The sequence below is a fragment of the Pantoea sp. ICBG 1758 genome (genome assembly GCF_002928325.1).
Taxonomy (GTDB): Bacteria; Pseudomonadota; Gammaproteobacteria; order Enterobacterales; family Enterobacteriaceae; genus Pantoea; species Pantoea eucrina.
The window spans coordinates 1-17,353 of the sequence record NZ_POWL01000008.1 but is presented as its reverse complement, the minus strand read 5'-3'; the positions used below and the strand labels follow the sequence as shown (position 1 = coordinate 17,353).

At 55.0% G+C, this 17,353-nt stretch carries 15 protein-coding genes and 1 rRNA gene; 7 read left to right on the top strand and 9 right to left on the bottom strand.

The genetic code is table 11. The annotated features are described in order from the left end of the window. Positions 1–4 precede the first annotated feature (4 nt). Together yihX and typA are read right to left on the bottom strand one after the other, a co-directional pair. Entirely contained in the window at positions 5–601 is a 597-nt protein-coding gene (yihX, locus tag C1Y41_RS18175; RefSeq protein ID WP_104086039.1) for a glucose-1-phosphatase, read from the bottom strand. 139 nt (positions 602–740) lie between these two features. After that, complete coding sequence (gene typA, locus C1Y41_RS18170; protein WP_039381337.1) at positions 741–2,561, bottom strand: ribosome-dependent GTPase TypA; 1,821 nt, start codon at positions 2,559–2,561, stop codon at positions 741–743. A gap of 439 nt (positions 2,562–3,000) precedes the next feature. Between typA and glnA the strand changes: the two genes are divergently transcribed. The 4 genes from glnA to C1Y41_RS19945 all read left to right on the top strand — a co-directional run bounded on the left by glnA (position 3,001) and on the right by C1Y41_RS19945 (position 7,282). After that, complete coding sequence (gene glnA / locus C1Y41_RS18160) at positions 3,001–4,410, top strand: glutamate--ammonia ligase (protein ID WP_039381340.1); 1,410 nt, start codon at positions 3,001–3,003, stop codon at positions 4,408–4,410. A gap of 177 nt (positions 4,411–4,587) precedes the next feature. Further along, the gene (gene glnL, locus C1Y41_RS18150; protein ID WP_039381343.1) at positions 4,588–5,637 is read left to right on the top strand and encodes a nitrogen regulation protein NR(II); all 1,050 of its coding nucleotides are present in this window, start codon (positions 4,588–4,590) and stop codon (positions 5,635–5,637) included. 7 nt (positions 5,638–5,644) lie between these two features. Then, on the top strand, positions 5,645–7,054 hold the full coding sequence (glnG, locus tag C1Y41_RS18145; protein ID WP_039381345.1) for a nitrogen regulation protein NR(I): 1,410 nt from the start codon (positions 5,645–5,647) through the stop codon (positions 7,052–7,054). A 102-nt stretch (positions 7,055–7,156) separates the two neighbouring features. Continuing rightward, entirely contained in the window at positions 7,157–7,282 is a 126-nt protein-coding gene (locus C1Y41_RS19945) for a YshB family small membrane protein (protein ID WP_139239666.1), read from the top strand. Positions 7,283–7,312: 30 nt separating this feature from the next. Here C1Y41_RS19945 and hemN read toward each other — a convergent pair whose 3' ends face one another. Both hemN and yihI read right to left on the bottom strand, forming a co-directional pair. Further along, the gene (gene hemN, locus C1Y41_RS18140) at positions 7,313–8,686 is read right to left on the bottom strand and encodes an oxygen-independent coproporphyrinogen III oxidase (RefSeq protein WP_039381347.1); all 1,374 of its coding nucleotides are present in this window, start codon (positions 8,684–8,686) and stop codon (positions 7,313–7,315) included. Positions 8,687–8,919: 233 nt separating this feature from the next. After that, a complete protein-coding gene (gene yihI / locus C1Y41_RS18135) occupies positions 8,920–9,441 on the bottom strand; it encodes a Der GTPase-activating protein YihI (RefSeq protein WP_039381350.1) in 522 nt (173 codons plus the stop codon). A gap of 555 nt (positions 9,442–9,996) precedes the next feature. On the opposite strand from yihI, the gene yihA reads away from it, so the two are divergent. Then, positions 9,997–10,641 carry a ribosome biogenesis GTP-binding protein YihA/YsxC gene (yihA, locus tag C1Y41_RS18130; protein WP_039381353.1) on the top strand — a complete coding sequence of 215 codons (645 nt, stop codon included), beginning with the start codon at positions 9,997–9,999 and terminating at the stop codon, positions 10,639–10,641. Positions 10,642–10,931: 290 nt separating this feature from the next. On the opposite strand, the gene polA is transcribed toward yihA, so the two are convergent. The 4 genes from polA to C1Y41_RS18110 form a co-directional block, all read right to left on the bottom strand. After that, positions 10,932–13,715 (bottom strand): DNA polymerase I, encoded by a 2,784-nt coding sequence (gene polA, locus C1Y41_RS18125; RefSeq protein WP_104086036.1) that lies wholly within the window; start codon positions 13,713–13,715, stop codon positions 10,932–10,934. A 364-nt stretch (positions 13,716–14,079) separates the two neighbouring features. Next, positions 14,080–14,709, bottom strand: a complete 630-nt coding sequence (gene dsbA, locus C1Y41_RS18120) for a thiol:disulfide interchange protein DsbA (protein WP_039381357.1) — start codon at positions 14,707–14,709, stop codon at positions 14,080–14,082. Between the two features lie 26 nt (positions 14,710–14,735). Beyond that, the gene (locus tag C1Y41_RS18115; RefSeq protein WP_039381359.1) at positions 14,736–15,722 is read right to left on the bottom strand and encodes a serine/threonine protein kinase; all 987 of its coding nucleotides are present in this window, start codon (positions 15,720–15,722) and stop codon (positions 14,736–14,738) included. Positions 15,723–15,768: 46 nt separating this feature from the next. Then, positions 15,769–16,044, bottom strand: a complete 276-nt coding sequence (locus C1Y41_RS18110) for a YihD family protein (protein ID WP_039381361.1) — start codon at positions 16,042–16,044, stop codon at positions 15,769–15,771. 56 nt (positions 16,045–16,100) lie between these two features. Here C1Y41_RS18110 and mobA point away from each other — a divergent pair, with 56 nt between their 5' ends. After that, positions 16,101–16,673 carry a molybdenum cofactor guanylyltransferase MobA gene (mobA, locus tag C1Y41_RS18105; protein WP_104086035.1) on the top strand — a complete coding sequence of 191 codons (573 nt, stop codon included), beginning with the start codon at positions 16,101–16,103 and terminating at the stop codon, positions 16,671–16,673. Beyond that, on the top strand, positions 16,673–17,176 hold the full coding sequence (gene mobB, locus C1Y41_RS18100) for a molybdopterin-guanine dinucleotide biosynthesis protein MobB (protein WP_104086034.1): 504 nt from the start codon (positions 16,673–16,675) through the stop codon (positions 17,174–17,176). The genes mobA and mobB overlap by 1 nt, the downstream gene beginning before the upstream one ends. A 77-nt stretch (positions 17,177–17,253) precedes the next feature. Here mobB and rrf read toward each other — a convergent pair. Beyond that, positions 17,254–17,353 (bottom strand): 5S ribosomal RNA (rrf, locus tag C1Y41_RS18095); the annotation flags it as partial.

Here is a 17,353-nt window from a genome sequence, read left to right as displayed (position 1 = left end):
ACATTTACCCACGCGCTGCGAACCAGGCGGGCAGGGTTTTGTGATCTTCCACCAGCACGCTTTCGATTCCCAGCGCGCGCGCCGCATCGATATTCGCCTGATTGTCATCAAAGAAGATGGCCTGGTCCGCCGTGTAACCCTCCTGCGCCAGCACATGGCTGAAAATCCGCGCTTCCGGTTTACGCATGCCGAGCTCCTGCGACATATAGACGCGATCGGCAGCCTGCTGAACTTCCGGATAGTGCGTCGGCCAGAATTCAAAATGCAGCTGGTTGGTGTTGGAAAGGATCACCACGCGTTCGCCGCGGACGCGAAGCTGGTTCATGATCGCCAGCGTCTCCGGGCGAACGCCGATAAACACGGCCTGCCAGCCGGCGGTAAACTGCTCATAGCTCAGGGCAATATCGAGCTGCTCGCAAAGGCGCTCGGCAAATTCCGGGTCGCTGATCTCGCCCCGTTCATGTTGTTCAAACGCTTCATCCATGCTGAAGCGACTCTGCAGCGTGGCCAGCGGCACACGGCCTAAATCACTCCAGACGCCCAGTACGCGATTGAAGTCGATATCAACAATCACGTTACCCAAATCAAAGATGTACAGCATGACGCCTCTCCTCTGTGCTTCCGGGATCATTCACTCTAGCGGCAAAAAGCGTAGCTGAACAGGGAGCATTCGGGGAAAAAGGCGGGCAACAGAAACAAAAAAGCCCCGCAGTGCGGGGCCTGATAACAGAACGTATCGTTTACTCTTTACCGCCGCGAGACGCGCGTTTGCGATCGTTCTCGGTCAGGTGACGTTTACGGATACGGACTGACTGTGGCGTAACTTCAACCAGTTCGTCATCATCGATGAACTCGATCGCCTGCTCCAGCGTCATTTTCTGTGGCGGAACCAGCGTCGTCGCCTCATCGGTACCTGACGCACGCATGTTGGTCAGTTTCTTACCGGTCAGACAGTTTACCGTCAGGTCGTTAGAGCGGCTGTGAATACCGATGATCTGGCCTTCATAAACCTCTGCACCGTGACCCAGGAACAGCTTACCGCGATCCTGCAGACCAAACAGAGCAAACGCAACGGCTTTACCCTGACCGTTAGAGATCAGAACGCCGTTCTGACGCTGACCAACTTCGCCCGGACGCACGTCGTCGTAGTGGCTGAAAGTCGAGTAGAGCAGACCGGTACCGGAGGTCATGGTCATGAATTCGTTACGGAAGCCGATCAGACCACGGCTTGGGATCACGTAGTCGAGACGTACGCGGCCTTTGCCATCCGGATCCATGTTTTTCATGTCGCCTTTACGCTCACCCATCGCCTGCATCACTGAGCCCTGGTGGGTCTCTTCGATATCGAGGGTAACGTTCTCAAACGGCTCCTGCTTGCGGCCTTCATGCTCACGGAAGATAACTTTCGGACGGGATACCGCCAGCTCAAAGCCTTCACGACGCATGTTTTCGATCAGAACGGAAAGGTGCAGCTCACCACGACCTGATACGCGGAATGCATCAGCATCTTCGGTCTCTTCAACGCGCAGTGCAACGTTGTGTACCAGCTCTTTGTTCAGGCGATCCAGGATCTGACGTGAAGTAACGTATTTACCTTCTTTACCGCAGAACGGTGAGGTATTGACGTTAAAGAACATGGTTACGGTAGGCTCATCTACGCTCAGCGCCGGCAGCGCCTCTACATTCTGCGTGTCGCAGATGGTATCGGAGATGTTCAGTTCACCCAGACCGGTAACGGCAATGATGTCGCCCGCTTCTGCCAGATCGCTGTCAATACGCTCCAGACCCAGATGCGTCAGCACTTTACCCACTTTCGCGTTGCGGGTTTTGCCTTCGCTATCAATCACAGTAACCTGCTGGTTCGGCTTGATTTTACCGCGCTTGATGCGGCCAATACCGATAACGCCCAGGTAGTTGTTGTAGTCCAGCTGAGAGATCTGCATCTGCAGCGGCGCATCAGCTTCAACCTGCGGCGGAGAAACGTGATCGACGATTGCCTGATACAGCGGAGTCATGTCCTCAGCCATATCAGTGTGTTCCAGACCTGCAATACCATTCAGCGCTGACGCATAAATGATAGGGAAGTCCAGCTGCTCGTCAGTCGCGTCGAGGTTAACGAACAGGTCGAATACCTGGTCTACAACCCAGTCAGGACGCGCGCCTGGACGGTCAATTTTGTTGATAACAACAATAGGTTTCAGACCGTGAGCAAAGGCTTTCTTGGTTACGAAGCGGGTTTGCGGCATAGGGCCATCCATCGCATCAACAACCAGCAGCACCGAATCCACCATGGACATGACGCGCTCTACTTCACCACCGAAGTCGGCGTGTCCCGGGGTATCAACGATGTTGATACGGTAGTCGTTCCATTTGATGGCGGTGTTTTTTGCGAGGATGGTAATTCCACGCTCTTTTTCCAAATCATTGGAATCCATCACACGTTCAGTCGCTTCGGTACGAGCGTCAAAAGTACCAGACTGTTGCAGCAGTTTGTCGACCAGGGTGGTTTTTCCATGGTCAACGTGCGCGATGATGGCGATGTTACGCAAATTTTCGATCACAGCTTTGCCTCAGGCATTATAGAAATAACGCGGTATTGTACACGGATTAAGCGGAATACTGAACATGATCACAGTTTTCCCGACAATATTCTCACGCTGCTGGTTTTTAGCACCATTAGCGGTGCAAATATCTGCACTCTGCTGGCTTTATGCACCATTTTAGTGCCATCAGCGCATCTTTTTGCACCATAATAAAGCAATGCGTCTGTTCTGGTGCAGCTGCTGATGCACCGCAGCGCGCCGCACAGCGCTATTTATTGCACTTAAAAAAAGTTGGCACAGAATTCGCTTTATCTTTTTTAAGTGCAAACGACAGTGGCCTGATGGCTGAATAGCTTGCCGGGATCTTAGTCAGGGGTGGTCAGTAGTCGTGACACATTCCAGGCATTTTGAGTTCTCTCACCACGACAACAGATGACCATTTCCAGGAGAGTTGAGTATGTCCGCTGAACACGTTCTCTCGATGATGAACGAGCATGAAGTTAAGTTCGTCGATCTGCGTTTTACCGATACTAAAGGTAAAGAACAGCACGTCACCATTCCTGCTCATCAGGTTAACGCAGACTTCTTTGAAGAAGGCAAAATGTTCGATGGTTCATCCATCGGTGGCTGGAAAGGCATTAACGAATCAGACATGGTGCTGATGCCGGATGCCACCACTGCGGTGATGGACCCGTTCTTCGAAGACCCGACCCTCATCATCCGGTGTGACATCCTCGAGCCAGGCACGCTGCAGGGTTACGATCGCGATCCGCGCTCCATCGCCAAGCGCGCTGAAGAGTACCTGCGCGCTTCCGGTATTGCTGACACCGTGCTGTTCGGACCTGAGCCAGAGTTTTTCCTGTTTGACGATATCCGTTTCGGTTCATCGACTTCAGGTTCACACGTCGCTATCGATGATATTGAAGCGTGCTGGAACACTGGCAAAGCGTACGAAGGCGGCAACAAAGGCCACCGTCCGGGTCTGAAAGGCGGCTACTTCCCGGTACCACCGGTTGACTCCTCTCAGGATATCCGTTCTGCCATGTGTCTGACCATGGAGCAGATGGGTCTGGTTGTAGAAGCACATCACCACGAAGTGGCAACCGCTGGTCAGAACGAAGTGGCAACCCGCTTCAACACCATGACCAAAAAAGCGGATGAAATTCAGATTTATAAGTATGTCGTGCACAACGTTGCGCACGCCTACGGCAAGACCGCAACCTTTATGCCAAAACCGATGTTTGGTGACAACGGATCCGGTATGCACTGCCATATGTCACTCTCTAAAGGTGGCGTAAACCTGTTCTCTGGCGATAAGTACGGCGGCCTCTCTGAAACCGCGCTGTTCTACATCGGCGGTGTGATCAAGCACGCTAAAGCGATTAACGCCCTGGCTAACCCAACCACCAACTCCTACAAGCGTCTGGTGCCGGGTTATGAAGCGCCGGTTATGCTCGCTTACTCCGCGCGTAACCGCTCAGCCTCCATCCGTATTCCGGTGGTTGCCAGCCCGAAAGCCCGCCGTATTGAAGCGCGCTTCCCGGATCCAGCGGCTAACCCATACCTGGCGTTTACTGCGCTGCTGATGGCTGGCCTCGACGGTATCATCAATAAAATCCATCCTGGCGATGCGATGGACAAAAACCTCTACGATCTGCCGCCGGAAGAAGAAGCGGAGATCCCGAAAGTAGCCGGTTCTCTGGAAGAAGCACTGAACGCGCTGAATGAAGATCGCGAGTTCCTGACCCGCGGCGGCGTATTCACTGATGACGCTATCGATGCTTATATCGAACTGCGCAAGCCAGATGTTGATCGCGTTCGCATGACGCCACACCCGGTTGAATTTGAACTCTACTACAGCGTTTAAATGGCCATTCACCTCTTTTGTCCGCCAGGCCGGGCAAAAGAGGACAACGTTTTTTTGTTGCCGTGGAAACTTTAGCCCATCTCCGGATGGGTTTTTTTCACCGCAAAATTGCCGTTATCGGGGAGTTTTCCATCCCAAAACGCTATAGTGCACCCATTTGGTGCAGAGGATCGTGGTATGGTTGCTGGCTCACTGCCCGACGCAGGGCAGATTCTCAACTCCCTGATAAACAGTATTCTGCTGGTCGATGACGGGCTGGTGATCCACTATGCCAATCCGGCTGCGCAGCAGCTGCTGGCGCAGAGTTCGCGTAAGCTGTTCGGTACGCCGCTGCCGGAGCTGACCGGCTACTTTTCGCTCAATCTTGACGTGATGCGCGAGAGCCTGGCCGCAGGCCAGGGCTTTACCGACAGCGAAGTCACGCTGGTGGTCGATGGACGCGCGCACATCATGTCGCTGACCGCGCAGCGTCTGCCGGACGGCCTGATCCTGCTGGAGATGGCGCCGATGGACAATCAGCGCCGGCTCAGCCAGGAGCAGATCCAGCATGCTCAGCAGGTTGCCGCACGCGATTTAGTGCGCGGCCTGGCGCATGAGATTAAAAACCCGCTTGGCGGCCTGCGCGGCGCGGCACAGCTGCTGTCGCGCGCGCTACCTGACCCGTCGCTGAACGAATACACCAACGTTATCATCGAGCAGGCAGACCGGCTGCGCAACCTGGTCGATCGTCTGCTGGGCCCGCAGCAGCCGGGGCTGCACGTTACGCAGAGCATTCATCAGGTGGCGGAGCGCGTGGTCAAGCTGGTCTCGATGGAGCTGCCGGACAACATAACGCTGGTACGCGACTACGATCCCAGCCTGCCGGAGCTGCCGCACGATCCTGACCAGATTGAACAGGTGCTGCTTAACGTCGTACGCAATGCGCTGCAGGCGCTCGGCGCAGAGGGCGGTACCATCGTGCTGCGTACGCGTACCGCTTTTCAGCTGACGCTGCACGGCACGCGCTACCGGCTGGTGGCACGTATTGATGTGGAAGATAACGGGCCGGGCATACCGGCACAGCTGCAGGATACGCTGTTCTATCCCATGGTCAGCGGACGCGAAGGGGGTACCGGTCTCGGACTCTCTATCGCCCGCAGCCTGATCGATCAGCACTCCGGAAAAATTGAATTTAACAGTTGGCCAGGTCACACCGAGTTTTCGGTCTACCTGCCCATTCGCCAGTGAGGTTTCTATGCAACGAGGGATAGTCTGGATCGTCGATGACGATAGCTCCATCCGCTGGGTGCTTGAACGCGCGCTCACTGGAGCCGGTTTAAGCTGCGCGACGTTTGACAGCGCCAGTGAGGTGCTGGATGCACTCGCCAGCAAAACCCCGGACGTACTATTGTCAGATATTCGCATGCCGGGCATGGATGGCCTGGCGCTACTGAAGCAGATCAAGCAGCGTCATCCGATGCTGCCGGTCATCATTATGACGGCGCACTCCGATCTTGATGCCGCCGTCAGTGCCTATCAGCAGGGCGCATTTGATTATCTGCCCAAGCCGTTTGATATCGATGAGGCGGTAGCGCTGGTCGAGCGCGCCATCAGCCACTATCAGGAGCAGCAGCAGCCGCGCAATCAGCCCGTCAGCGGCCCGACAACCGACATCATCGGCGAAGCGCCGGCGATGCAGGATGTGTTCCGTATTATTGGCCGTCTGTCACGCTCCTCCATCAGCGTGCTGATTAACGGTGAGTCGGGAACCGGTAAAGAACTGGTCGCGCATGCGCTGCACCGCCACAGCCCGCGCGCCAAGGCGCCTTTTATCGCGCTGAATATGGCGGCGATCCCGAAAGACCTGATTGAATCTGAACTGTTCGGGCATGAAAAAGGCGCGTTTACCGGCGCCAATCAGATCCGCCAGGGGCGCTTTGAACAGGCTGATGGCGGCACGCTGTTTCTTGATGAGATTGGCGATATGCCGCTGGATGTGCAGACGCGTCTGCTGCGCGTGCTGGCAGACGGTCAGTTCTATCGCGTGGGCGGCTACGCGCCGGTAAAAGTGGACGTGCGCATTATTGCCGCCACGCATCAGAACCTTGAGCTGCGCGTGCAGGAAGGCAAATTCCGTGAGGATCTGTTCCACCGCCTCAATGTCATTCGGGTACATCTTCCGCCGCTGCGTGAGCGCCGCGAAGATATTCCGCGTCTGGCACGCTACTTCCTGCAGGTTGCCGCACGCGAGCTGGGCGTTGAGGCTAAAATCCTGCATCCGGAAACGGAAACGGCGCTGACCCGCCTGCACTGGTCGGGCAACGTGCGCCAGCTGGAGAACACCTGCCGCTGGCTGACGGTCATGGCCGCCGGTCAGGAAGTGCTGATTCAGGATCTGCCGCCGGAGCTGTTTGAATCCGCCACGCCTGACAGTCCGGTGCAGTCGCTGCCGGACAGCTGGGCCACGCTGCTGGCGCAGTGGGCCGATCGCGCGCTGCGTTCCGGTCATCAGAACCTGTTATCTGAAGCGCAGCCGGAGATGGAGCGTACGCTGCTGACCACGGCGCTGCGTCACACTCAGGGGCATAAACAGGAAGCGGCACGCCTGCTTGGCTGGGGGCGCAATACGCTGACGCGCAAACTTAAAGAGCTGGGCATGGAGTAACGCTGCGACATCAGCGGCGCTTCTGCTGATTTTTTGCACGCACAGGCTGTACAGACCGTTACCGGTGAGTATGATATTCGCGGTAATCGGGAGAGAAGTATCATGCTGCAATCTGTCATGCTGACAATAGCGCATAATCTGGCAGCCATTGGCAGCGCGGTGGCCCATTCGCCGCAGACTGCGCTGGCTGCTGTGGTATGCGCCATTACGGCGAGCCTGTTCAGTTAATAGCAAGGGAGCGTATGCTCCCTTTGTTATTCAGATGATCCGGGAATAGTGCTGCTGGCGGCTTTTCTGCCGCAGGTAGCGATCGAAACACATGCAGACAGAGCGGATCAGCAGACGACCGCGTCCGGTCGCCGTTATACGCCGCCTCTCATAGCAAACCAGCCCCTCCGCCACCAGCGGAGCCAGCTGTGCCAGATCGTCGGCAAAATAGTCCTCAAACACGATCGGCCACTGCGCCTCCACGGCGGCAAAATCGAGCGTGAAGTTGCAGATAAGCTGTTTAATCACCTCACGCCGCAGACGATCGTCCTCCGTCAGCGTTAATCCGCGCCACAGCGCGCTACCCTGCTGTTCCACCCCTGCATACCACTCATTCAGCGCTTTCCGGTTCTGCGCATAGCTGTCGCCCAGCATGCTGATGGCAGACACGCCCAGCCCCAGCAGATCGCTCTCACCGTGCGTGGTGTAGCCCTGAAAATTGCGGTGCAGCAGACCGCTGCGCTGTGCGATCGCCAGGTCATCATCCGGCCGGGCGAAGTGGTCCATCCCGATAAACCGGTAACCTGCGGCGGTCAGTGTGGCAATGCTCTGCTGCAGGATCAGCAGCTTTTGCGCGCCGTCGGGCAGGTCTGCTGCTTTGATTTTGCGCTGTGCCGCAAACAGCGCCGGCATATGCGCATAGCTGAACAGGCTCAGACGGTCGGGAGCGAGCGCGATCACCCGCTGCAGCGTCAGCGCAAACCGTTCCGCACTCTGCAGCGGCAGACCGTAGATCAGATCGAAACTGACCGAACGAAAACCCTGTTCGCGCGCGCGCTTTACCAGCGCACCAATGGCCGCTTCATCCTGTATCCGGTTAATGCGCGCCTGCACCGCCCGATCAAAATCCTGGATCCCGATGCTCAGACGGTTGAATCCTTCCGTCCGCAGATGATCGATCGTGGCTGGCGCGATCTCACGCGGATCGATTTCGATCGACATTTCAGCATCATCCGTTATCGCGAAGTGATGCCGCAGCAGCGCCATCAGCCGGCTTATCTGCGCTCCGTCAAGAAAGGTCGGCGTGCCACCGCCCCAGTGCAGCTGTGTCACCCGGCGACCGGCAAACAGCGGAGCACGACAGGCAATCTCCTGCGCCAGCGCATTCAGATAGCGATCAGCTTTTTGCCGCTGGCGCGTCACTATTTTATTGCAGCCGCAGAAGTAACACAGTTTGTGGCAGAACGGGATATGCACGTAAAGAGAGAGCGGCCGGTGAGGATAACGGGTAGCAGCCTGCTCAAAATCTGCGGCGCGAAAAGTTTCGCTGAATTCCGGCGCGGTAGGATAGGAGGTATAACGCGGGCCTGAGCCGCTGTATTTCTCCACCAGCTGCTGATCCCATTCTATCTGCTGCGCGGTCATGCTTACCTCTTTCGGTGGCGTGTGGTCCGGAAAGGTCGCGCAGAAGGGTCAGTGAAGCGGTGAAGAGAACGCCGCCGTAAACGCGACTTCAGGCGCGACAGGCGGCGTAGTTTAAACAATAACCAGAGGATATAACATGTGAGCAGCAGCGCTAAAATTGATCCAGGCCAAAACATTGTCGAATACCTGTTCAGCGCGGCATGCGATACGGCGCATGCCGTCCGGTAACGGGATTACTGCCCTTTCAGCAGGCGCATCATATCTTCTTCAGCCTGTTCATCTTCGGCGTCATCATCCAGCGCGATCCCCAGCGTTTCCATCAGCTCATCGATGCGGTCCAGCGTCTCATCCAGCCACGCCTGGTCTTCACCGCTCAACGTCTCGCCTTTTTCCAGGCGATCGAGCAGCGTGTCGAGACGTTCATCGTTCTCCAGCTTCGCCAGCTCCTCTTCAGGCGTCAGGCGTACTTTCTGCGCTTTCGCTTTGGGCTGAGGTGCCGCTTTTGTCACGGGCTGCGTTTTGCCGTCAGCCACCAGCGCCACCGGTTTTTTGCTGCCAATGCGGGCATCGCTGCTTTTTTTAGTCTGTGCGCTGCCGCTGCTCTGCGCCGTCGGGCTGGTGCGGCTGCCCGATTTATGGCCGCTATGCTTTTTATCGCGTTTACGATCGCGCGCTTCCTGATTCAGTTCTTCACGCGATTTACGTTTGGCTTTAGCAGCGGGTTTGCCACGCTGGGCGGGTGCAGGTTGCTTCATGATGTCCGGTCTCAGTGATGCCTGGTGAGTTCAGTATAGAATTGCGGCGAAATCTAGCAGAAAGCAGACAAAGAAAAAAGGCGATAGCTTTTGCTATCGCCTTATTTCGCACCTTCGTACGAAGGAAACTCTGAATAAATCCTTTACGGCTCTCAACGTCCCGGTCGCTCCGTCGCCATATCGCTCCTGCGAGTAATCCCTGTCCATTCCCGATTCCTGCCTGAATCGTACTCCTGCCATGCTCCTGGTCTTCCGGACACTCCTGAGCGCATCATCCTGATGGGTGCTGCCTTGCACTGACACCAAATGTAGACGAAAGTGCCAAATCAACAAGTAAGATCTCGCTCTTTTTTAAAGGGAAAAGAGCAAAATAATGCGCAATTCATTGTATTATAATAATAAAAAAATATTGAACTTTTTATTTTTAAGCTAAAACTGGCAGCAAAAATCGGCGATCTCTTACACGATTTGTCAGGGCTACGGCTGTCGGGTACTTTTGCGCCATAACAGGTATAATCAGCGCCATTAGTCCGTATCTATCAGCTGGAGTCTATTTTGTCTGCTTTGAATTATCACATCACTCACTTCATGCTCAGTGCGCCAGATATCCGTCATCTGCCGGCCGACACGGGTATTGAAGTAGCCTTTGCCGGGCGCTCAAATGCAGGCAAATCCAGTGCGCTTAATACCCTGACCAACCAGAAAAGTCTGGCGCGCACCAGTAAAACGCCGGGGCGCACTCAGCTTATCAACCTGTTTGAAGTGGTTGAAGGCAAACGTCTGGTGGATCTGCCCGGCTACGGCTATGCCGAAGTGCCTGAGGAGATGAAACGTAAATGGCAGCGTGCGCTGGCAGAGTATCTGCAGAAGCGGCAGGCGCTGAAAGGGCTGGTGGTGCTGATGGATATTCGCCATCCGCTTAAAGATCTCGATCAGCAGATGATTGAGTGGGCCGTAAGCAGCAATATTCCGGTACTGGTGCTGCTGACCAAAGCGGACAAGCTCGCCTCTGGCGCACGTAAAGCGCAGCTCAACATGGTGCGCGAAGCCGCGCTGGGCTTTATGGGCGACGTGCAGGTTGAGATGTTCTCTTCGCTGAAAAAGCTGGGCGTGGACAAGGTGCGTCAGAAACTGGATACCTGGTTCAGCGAACTTGAGCCGGCCCGTGAAGGTGACGCAGATAACCAGCCGGCTGAGTAACGGCAGCGTTGCCGGGTGAAAAAAGCCCAATAAAAAACGCCCCAGTCATAACTGACTGGGGCGGCTAAATATTCAGCCAAATCCGATTACGTGAAGTAAAAGGTCTGAAAGATAGAACATCTTACCTCTGTACCCTACGCGACGAACTTTACCTGATTTTTTCTGACCGACAAAGGATTTTTTGTGATCCAATTTCAGCTTTTGACATAATTTTTACCAGCTCCGTCACACTTTCGCACAGCGGCTGTAGTTTAATTTCCAAAAAAATGTTTAACAGGCAGCGAGTTAGATCAGTGCGCCTGATCCCAGTTATCACCGACACCCACTTCCACCAGCAGCGGTACATCCAGCGACATACTGCTCTCCATCAGCTGACGGATTTTCTCGCTGGCGCTCTCTACCGCGTCTTTGTGGATCTCAAATACCAGTTCATCGTGTACCTGCATGATCATCTTCACATCATCACTGTTCTGCTGCTGCAGCCAGCCATCCACGGCAATCATCGCCCGCTTGATGATATCCGCTGCAGTGCCCTGCATCGGCGCATTAATGGCCGCCCGCTCAGCGGCTTTGCGGCGGATAGCGTTGCTGGATTTGATATCCGGCAGCCACAGACGACGCCCGTCCAGCGTCTCTACGTAACCTTTAGACGCCGCCTGATCGCGGGTCTTTTCCATATAGCGCAGTACGCCCGGATAGCGTTCGAAGTAGAGATCCATATATTTCTTCGCTTCACCGGCACCGATGTTCAGCTGACGCGAGAGGCCAAACGCACTCATGCCGTAAATCAGGCCGAAGTTAATCGCTTTGGCGCTGCGGCGCTGCTCAGCTGAGACCTTTTCCAGCGGGGAACCAAACACTTCCGCTGCCGTGGCGCGGTGAATATCTTCTCCCTGCGCAAAGGCCTCCAGCAGACCTTTATCCTGCGACAGATGCGCCATGATGCGCAGCTCAATCTGAGAATAGTCCGCAGCAACAATGCGTTTATCTGCACCGGCGATAAAGGCCTGACGGATCCGGCGCCCTTCTTCGTTGCGAACCGGAATGTTCTGCAGGTTCGGATCGGTCGAGGATAGCCGGCCGGTCGCCGTGACCGCCTGATGATAAGAGGTGTGAACGCGTCCTGAGACCGGATTAATCATCTGCGGCAGTTTATCAGTGTAAGTAGATTTCAGCTTCGACAGCCCGCGATGTTCCAGGATGACTTTTGGCAGCGGATAATCAAGCGCCAGCTCGGCCAGCACCTCTTCACTGGTTGACGGCGCGCCGCCCGGTGTCTTTTTCGTAGGCTTAATGCCCTGCTTTTCAAACAGGATGGTTTGCAGCTGTTTGGTGGAGGAGAGATTAAACGGCTCTCCCGCCAGTTCATGCGCCTTCAGTTCCAGCTCAGAGAGGCGGGTTGTCAGCTCCTGCGAATGTCTGGCGAGGATGTTCTGATCGATAAGCACGCCGTTACGCTCAATGCGCGAAATCACCGTAACCAGAGGCATTTCGATATCGGTAAAGACCTGTTTCGGGCCCGCCTCCTGCTCCAGTTTTGGCCACATCTGCTGATGCAGCTGCAGCGTCACATCGGCATCTTCCGCCGCATAGTGCGCCGCCTGCTCCAGCGCAATTTGGTTAAACGTGAGCTGATTTTTACCTTTGCCGGCGATCTCTGTGAACGTGACCGTCTTGTGATTCAGCCAGCGCGCAGAGAGGCTATCCATATCATGCTTGCCGCCAACGCTGTTCAGGCAGTAGGACTCCAGCATGGTGTCAAACCGGATGCCGCGCAGCTCAATACCGTAATTTTTCAGCACGCCGCGATCGTATTTCAGGTTCTGCCCCACTTTCGCCGCGCGTTCATCCTCCAGCAACGGCTTTAATTTCGTCAGCACGTCAGTGCGATCGAGCTGATCGGGTGCGTCCAGATAGTCATGCGCAACCGGCAGGTAGGCAGCCTCCCCTGGGGCGACAGCAAACGCGATACCGACAATGGTGGCGCTAAGCGTATCGAGTGAATCCGTTTCGAGATCGAATGCAAACACCTCAGCCTGCTTCAGCTTATCGAGCCAGGTGCTAAAGGTTGCCTCATCAAGGATAGTGACATACCCGTCCGCGGAGAGCACGCTGGTAGCTTCCGCAGCCTCAGGCTCATCAGCCAGAGCGCTCTGCGCCTGCACATTACTCTTTTTACCCTGCAGCCACTTACCTTCCTGCAGATCGGCCTGCCAGCGCCGGAATTCAAAGCGGGCAAACAGCGTCTGCAGCGTCTCAACGTCAGGCTGGTTTACCGTCAGTTGATCGTAACTGACCTCCAGTGGCACATCGGTTTTAATGGTCGCCAGCTGGTAAGAGAGAAAGGCCACATCGCGGTTCTGTTCGAGTTTAGCCGCCATGGTTTTCGCGCCGCGGAATGACAGACCGGACACTTTATCGAGATTGTCATAAATGGCGTGCATACCACCCAGCCCCTGCAGCAGCGCCTGTGCGGTCTTCTCTCCCACGCCGGGTACGCCGGGAATGTTATCGGAGCTGTCGCCCATCATCGCCAGAAAATCGATGATCAGTGCCGGCGGCACACCATATTTCTCTTCAACCTCTTCCGGTCCCAGTACGGTATTGCTCATGGTATTGATCAGTGTGATCTCTGGCGTGACCAGCTGCGCCATATCTTTATCACCGGTACTGATCAGTACGCTGCGCCCCTGTTTGCCCGCTTCCAGTGCCAGCGTACCGATAACATCGTCTGCCTCCACGCCCGATACAGCCAGCAGCGGCAGCCCCATCGCTTTTACCATCTCATGCAGCGGTGCTATCTGCGCACGCAGATCGTCAGGCATCGGCGGACGATGAGATTTGTAGTGTTCAAACAGTTCGTCGCGGAAGGTTTTTCCTTTCGCATCGAAGACCACAGCCACATGGCTGGGCTGATACTGCATCAACAGACTTTTCAGCATGTTGAGCACACCATACATCGCGCCGGTAGGTTCGCCCGCGCTGTTGGTCAGTGGCGGAAAGGCATGATATGCACGGTAGAGATAAGAGGATCCGTCTACCAGAATCAGGGGATTTTCTGCGATTTTCGCCATAGTGTTAAGGTTTCTTCGTTGCGAGATTCAGGCTTATAAGGATGCCACAACCTGAGAAAAATGTTGAATGAACACGGGAGAGAGGGGCTTTTTTTCACGGTTATCAAACGTGGATCGCAACGATCTTTCTGTGGATAACTTTGTGCGCAAATTTCATAAGGCGCTATTTTTTTAGCATGAGAAAAATAATAAGCAGATAATAACTATTTATTTACAATAGGTTAATAAGTTGCCGTGACGCAGAACGCGATTTTGAAAACGCGATCGTCCATGTGGATATCACTACAGAGTGCAGGCAGGAAAAAGAATAAATGAGGGTAAGAAATAAAAAACGCTGGCGTTGCCAGCGTTTAAGGGTGGCGCGTTACTGCTTTTCAGCCAGGAACTTAACCACGTTGGCATAATCGGCGACAAAATTCTCCATAGAGCTGGTGTCGAGACCGCCGTTATTAACCATATATTTGCCGTTGACGAAAATAGCCGGAACGCCCTGCAGATTAACATCAGAAGCCGCTTTCTGCTGCTGCGCAACCAGCGCTTTCACCGCAAAGCTGTTCCAGGCAGCGTCATAATCGCCAGCTGAGATCCCTGCTGCTTTAATAAAGGTTTCTTTCAGGCTGGCCGGATCGGTGATGGTTTGCGTTTTCTGAATGCCATCAAAAATCGGTGCGGTAACTTTGCTTTCCACGCCCAGCGCCATGGCCACTGCCCAGGCATGCGTGACCACCGGGCCTAAATCGCCGCCGAGAAAATCGACGTGATATTTTGTCACTTTGGTCTCAGCCGGCAGGTTCTTCTTCACCGCGTCGCTGACGTGATAAACACGTTCAAACTGATAGCAGTGCGGGCAGAAAAAGGAGAAGAACTCCATGACCTGCGGTTCACCTGCCACCGGTTTCTGCAGCGTGACATACTGTTTACCGTCGGTGAACTGCGCCGCTGATACGCTAAATGCCAGCAGCATTCCCGCCAGCGCAAGCCAGATTTTTTTCATTGTTAACCTATCTCCTGAGTACGTTATTAAAATTGCGGACCAAGCCGTAATGGGGGTTCGTGCAACAGTCGCTCCTGCTCAATCAGGAGGGCAATCTGCCGGCGCCAGAAATCCTCATCAGTCATCCAGGGAAACGCACGCGGAAAAGCGGGATCCTGCCAGCGGCGTACGACCCAGGCCAGATAATAAACCATGCGCATGGCGCGTAAAGACTCAATCAGTGTCAATTCATGTAAATCGAAATCACCAAACTCGTTATACGCCTCTATCAGGATATCCCACTGAATACGCTGCTCCTGCCGGTCGCCGTTTATCAGCATCCAGAGATCCTGCACGGCCGGACCGGTGCGCGCGTCATCCAGATCAACAAACATCGGGCCGTCGCGCCACAAAATATTGCCCGGATGACAGTCACCGTGCAGGCGCAACGGCTGCCACTTTGTATGCCAGCTCTGCTGCAGCGTGATAAAAAGGCTATCCAGCGCCTTCAGTAAGCTCTCTTTAAGCCTTGCTGGCACCAGCTCGCTGTGCGCCAGCGTCTGCTGTGGCTGCAGGATATACTCCTCAAGACCCAGCGTCGGACGCCGGACAAAAGGTTTACGGCAGCCGGTCTGATGCATGCGGCCGAGGAAACGTCCTGTCCACTCCATCTGTTCTTCGTTATCCGTTTCATACTGACGACCGCCAACGCTGGGAAACACGGCAAACATAAATCCGGCATGCTGGTTAAGCGTGCTGCCCTGTAGCGTAAGCGGTGCCGCTACCGGCACGTCGTCATTCAGCAGATCCAGCGACAGCGCATGCTCTTCAAGGATCTGTTCCCGGCTCCAGCGCTGCGGACGATAGAACTTAGCGACGTAGCGCCGGTTTTCATCATCGCTGAACTGGTAAACGCGGTTTTCGTAGCTGTTCAGTGCCGTTAAGCCTGACTCCACCCGCAGCCCGGTATCCCATAAAGCATCGAGGATGGCATCCGGATCCAGCGTATGAAAATTAAAGGCAGCGTCGTTCATTTTCGGCCCTGTATGTTACCTTTGCAGTAGATGCGCAAGGATAGCACTACTCGTCAGCCTTGATCACACCGCGTGCGCGTAACAGTGCCGTTTTAAAGTCTGCTTCGTAATCTTTTCTGATACCGGGTATTTCTGTCGTGCTGTCGGCATCACGCATTTTGAGATGGTAAATCAATATGTCGTCGCGTAATTCACTTAACGGGCCATGAAAGCCCGCCTCCTGCGCCAGCTTGTGTAAAAAGGCCAGCAGGTGACATTCTGGCTCCTGCTGCCAGGCAGGCTGCAGAAGCGCAATCAGTTCGTTAAGACGATGGTTTTTCATAGCGGATCCCTCATCACACTGCTTTACACTGCACGGGTTCATTAAAGGAGACAACCATGCCCGTATTTACCGGCGTTATTCTGGCAGGCGGCCAGGGTAGTCGTATGGGAGGCCGTGATAAGGGGCTGGTGCAGCTGCACAATCAGCCTCTTTATCAGCATGTTCTGCAGCGACTGCAGCCACAGGTAGATAGTGTGCTGATCAGCGCTAACCGGCACCTTGATCAATATCAGTTAAGCGGCTGTAAGGTGATAACCGACACATTACCTGACTGGCCCGGACCGCTGGCAGGTATGCTGAGCGGGTTACGCCATAGCCAGAGTGAGTGGGTCGTTTTCTGCGCCTGTGATACACCCTATATACCTCAGGATTTCGTTCTGCGGCTGTGGCAACAGCGCGCAGAAGCGCCAGCGGTCTGGGTCAGGTCAGCCATGCGCGATCATCCGGTGCTGGCTCTGCTTAACCGGGCGGTGGCTGATGAACTCGCCGTGTATCTCGCACGCGGCGAACGGCGTCTGATGCAGTTTTTGCGCGCCAGCGGCGGTCACGCAGTGCTGTTTGAGGAGGATGAGAGGGTATTTCGCAATATTAATACCGCAGACGATCTGGCACAGGAGCAGGGAGAATAATGGACGTACCTTTACTCGTCATTGCCGCGTGGAGCGGTACCGGCAAGACCACACTGCTTAAATCGCTGATACCGCTGTTAAAACAGCGCGGTGTGCGGACCGGTTTGATCAAACATTCTCATCATCAGCTGGAGATCGATACGCCAGGCAAGGACAGCTACGTTTTACGTAAAGCGGGCGCCGATCAGGTGATGGTTGCCAGCGAGCGGCGCTGGGCGCTGATGTGTGAAACGCCTGATGAACCCGCCTCTCTGCAACATCTGGCAGCACAGATGAACAGCGCAGCGCTGGATCTGATACTGGTTGAAGGATTCAGGGATGAGAAAGTGACAAAAATTGCACTGTGGCGGCGTGGTGTAAAAGGTGAGGCAGAAGAGTTGCTGGATGAATATGTTATTGCCGTAGCCAGCGATGAAGCACTGGCGCTGGATCTGCCGCTGCTGGATATCAATCAGCCTGATCACATCGCAGACTTTATCGTCAGCTGGCTGAAAAAAGGTTAGCTTTTACGCATTTCTGAGCTTTCTGCGGACGTAAAAAAGCCCTGAACGCGTGTTCAGGGCTCTCTTACTTGATGGATGCCTGGCAGTTCCCTACTCTCGCATGGGGAGGCCCCACACTACCATCGGCGCTACGGCGTTTCACTTCTGAGTTCGGCATGGGGTCAGGTGGGACCGCCG

What these genes read in the sequence shown, in the direction of transcription:
- C1Y41_RS18115 (WP_039381359.1), bottom strand. Translation starts at nt 15,722, where the DNA reads ATGAACGACGCTGCCTTTAATTTTCATACGCTGGATCCGGATGCCATC.
- yihI (WP_039381350.1), bottom strand. Translation starts at nt 9,441, where the DNA reads ATGAAGCAACCTGCACCCGCCCAGCGTGGCAAACCCGCTGCTAAAGCC.
- dsbA (WP_039381357.1), bottom strand. Translation starts at nt 14,709, where the DNA reads ATGAAAAAAATCTGGCTTGCGCTGGCGGGAATGCTGCTGGCATTTAGC.
- glnA (WP_039381340.1), top strand. Translation starts at nt 3,001, where the DNA reads ATGTCCGCTGAACACGTTCTCTCGATGATGAACGAGCATGAAGTTAAG.
- glnG (WP_039381345.1), top strand. Translation starts at nt 5,645, where the DNA reads ATGCAACGAGGGATAGTCTGGATCGTCGATGACGATAGCTCCATCCGC.
- hemN (WP_039381347.1), bottom strand. Translation starts at nt 8,686, where the DNA reads ATGACCGCGCAGCAGATAGAATGGGATCAGCAGCTGGTGGAGAAATAC.
- C1Y41_RS19945 (WP_139239666.1), top strand. Translation starts at nt 7,157, where the DNA reads ATGCTGCAATCTGTCATGCTGACAATAGCGCATAATCTGGCAGCCATT.
- yihX (WP_104086039.1), bottom strand. Translation starts at nt 601, where the DNA reads ATGCTGTACATCTTTGATTTGGGTAACGTGATTGTTGATATCGACTTC.
- mobA (WP_104086035.1), top strand. Translation starts at nt 16,101, where the DNA reads ATGCCCGTATTTACCGGCGTTATTCTGGCAGGCGGCCAGGGTAGTCGT.
- glnL (WP_039381343.1), top strand. Translation starts at nt 4,588, where the DNA reads ATGGTTGCTGGCTCACTGCCCGACGCAGGGCAGATTCTCAACTCCCTG.
- mobB (WP_104086034.1), top strand. Translation starts at nt 16,673, where the DNA reads ATGGACGTACCTTTACTCGTCATTGCCGCGTGGAGCGGTACCGGCAAG.
- C1Y41_RS18110 (WP_039381361.1), bottom strand. Translation starts at nt 16,044, where the DNA reads ATGAAAAACCATCGTCTTAACGAACTGATTGCGCTTCTGCAGCCTGCC.
- polA (WP_104086036.1), bottom strand. Translation starts at nt 13,715, where the DNA reads ATGGCGAAAATCGCAGAAAATCCCCTGATTCTGGTAGACGGATCCTCT.